Source organism: Mesorhizobium sp. M7A.F.Ca.CA.003.01.2.1 (assembly GCF_003998945.1).
Classification (GTDB): domain Bacteria; phylum Pseudomonadota; class Alphaproteobacteria; order Rhizobiales; family Rhizobiaceae; genus Mesorhizobium; species Mesorhizobium ciceri.
Window position 1 is genome coordinate 1 of sequence record NZ_RZRA01000978.1, and the last position, 2,018, is coordinate 2,018.

A 2,018-nucleotide genomic window follows, 5' to 3' on the forward strand; every position below is an offset into this window, starting at 1 on the left:
CATCAGCACGACACCGTCCATCGGATTGCCGCGGATCGCTTCCTCGACATCCATCGAGGCGAGATTGCGGAACAGCATCGCCGTCGGGCGCAGATTGGATTCGCCGCAGGAGAAGACCGGGAATTCCAGCGGCAGGCCGCCGGCTTCCAGCACGCCCGCCTTGATGTGCTCGATCAGGCCACGGAAATGCACGTGGCAAGGCGTGAATTCGGAGAAGGTGTTGCAGATGCCGATCACCGGGCGGCCGTCGAAGGCATCGTCGGGCAGGCCGTTGTTCTTCATCCAGCTGCGGTGAATGAAGGCGTCCTTGCCCTGCCCGCCGAACCAGTGCTGCGATCGTCTCTTGGTCATGGTTTTCCCGGAATTCAGGCTGGATGCTGGAGCTGGCTCAGCCCACCATCTACGACGAGCGTGGCCGCATTCATGAACGGGCACTCGTCGGAAATCATGAACACCGCAGCCAGCGCAATCTCGCGCGCCGTGGCGATGCGGCCGCCAGGATGTAGCGCCATGGTGTTGGCGCGTGCTGTGGCCGGATCGGCAAAGCTGTTCCAGTAGTCAATCGCCTTCTGGGTTTCGACATAGCCGGGCGCCAGCGCGTTCACGCGCACCCCTTGCGCCGCATATTCGAGCGCCAGCGATTTGGTCAGGCCGAGCAGCGCGTGCTTGGCGACCGGATAGGGAAAGGTGTGTGGGATGATGGTGAAGCTGTGCGTCGAGGCGATGTTGAGGATGGCGCCGCCGCCGCTCGCGATCATGCCCGGCAACACCGCCTTGCTGCAATTCCAAGCGCCCTTGACGTTGACGTCGAAGTTGCGGTTCCATTCCTCCTCGGTCGCCTCGAGCGGCGTCGAGAACACATTGATCCCGGCATTGTTGATCAGCGCGTTTATGGGGCCGATCTCGGCGGCCGCTTGGCTGACGGCAGCGGCAATTGCGGCACCGTCGCTGATGTCGGCTGCCGCATGCCCGACATGGCCGCGCGGCACGGCGAGGCCCGCGACGGTCTTGTCCAGCAGTGCGCCGTCGCGGTCGACCAGGAACAGTCTTGCGCCTTCGGCAAGGCAGGCCTCGGCGATCGCCAGCCCGATGCCTTGCGCGGCGCCGGTCAGGAAGATGCGTTTGCCGGAAAGGCGCTCAGCCATGGTTGTCGCTCCAGTCGAAGACGGTCATTGCGAATCTTGCTCTGAGAACCTCGCCGGGGGAAAGTACCTTGATCCCCATTGGGTCGGCATCGAAATGCTTCAACGCATTTGGGGTATGGCTCATCGGCTCCAGGCAGAAGAAGCTTCGGTCCGTGTCCGGCGCAAAGAGCATGTAGCGGTCGAGCTCCGCGTCCGCCTCGATGTCGATCCCCAGACAGTGCTCCGGCCAGATGATGCGCGCGATGCCGCTCCACCCTTCGAAGCCATTGTTCAGCCAACGGTCGGGCAAATGGCGCGGCGTTGAGAAATCGACATCGGCGGCAATGGCGCTCCTGGACGCTGGAAGGTGCCCGTCGCGCTCTGTCCACCAGGTTTCGGCCGGCGCAAACAAGGTCGTCCGCGGCGTGCGCGGAAAGAATGGATGGAAACCGAGGCCGAATGGCAGTGGAATGACGCCGGTATTTTCGACGGCAAGCCGGAGTTCCAGCCGCGCGCCGGCGAGCCGGAACGACTGTCGCGCATGGTAGACATAGGGCGAGTCGACGCCGCGCGGATGATCGAAGGCCAAATGGAGGCGGTCGACGCGATGCTCCTCGACCTTCCAGTTCGCCTGCCAGCCGTCACCGTGAATATAGAAAGGATCAGTCGTGTTGGGCGCCAGCGTGAAGTTTTGACCGCCGCAGGAAAACGCATTGCCCTCGACGCGATTGCCGATCGGCACCATCGGAAAGCAAGCGCAGTGCACAACGTCGAACTCGGCCTCGCCTTGGTAGGGACGCAGGAATGGCACCCCGTCGGCCGTATGGCCGTTGACGATTGCGCTGCCAGAGGGGCTGATCTCGACGCACAGCCGATTGCTTTCCAGTAGTATTC

General features: G+C 63.1%; 3 protein-coding genes. All 3 read right to left on the reverse strand.

From position 1 onward, the window contains the following. The coding region (locus EN969_RS28515; protein WP_206525253.1) for a dihydroxy-acid dehydratase at positions 1-351 on the reverse strand (351 nt) is incomplete at its 3' end. Positions 352-365: 14 nt separating this feature from the next. Next, positions 366-1,145 (reverse strand): SDR family oxidoreductase, encoded by a 780-nt coding sequence (locus EN969_RS28520; protein WP_063169849.1) that lies wholly within the window; start codon positions 1,143-1,145, stop codon positions 366-368. Next, positions 1,138-2,018: aldose 1-epimerase (locus tag EN969_RS28525; protein ID WP_348632419.1), on the reverse strand; the 881-nt coding region annotated here is incomplete at its 5' end. The genes EN969_RS28525 and EN969_RS28520, both read right to left, overlap by 8 nt.

Excerpts from the sequence above, each read along its gene's own strand:
- EN969_RS28520 (WP_063169849.1), bottom strand. The coding sequence starts at position 1,145 with ATGGCTGAGCGCCTTTCCGGCAAACGCATCTTCCTGACCGGCGCCGCG.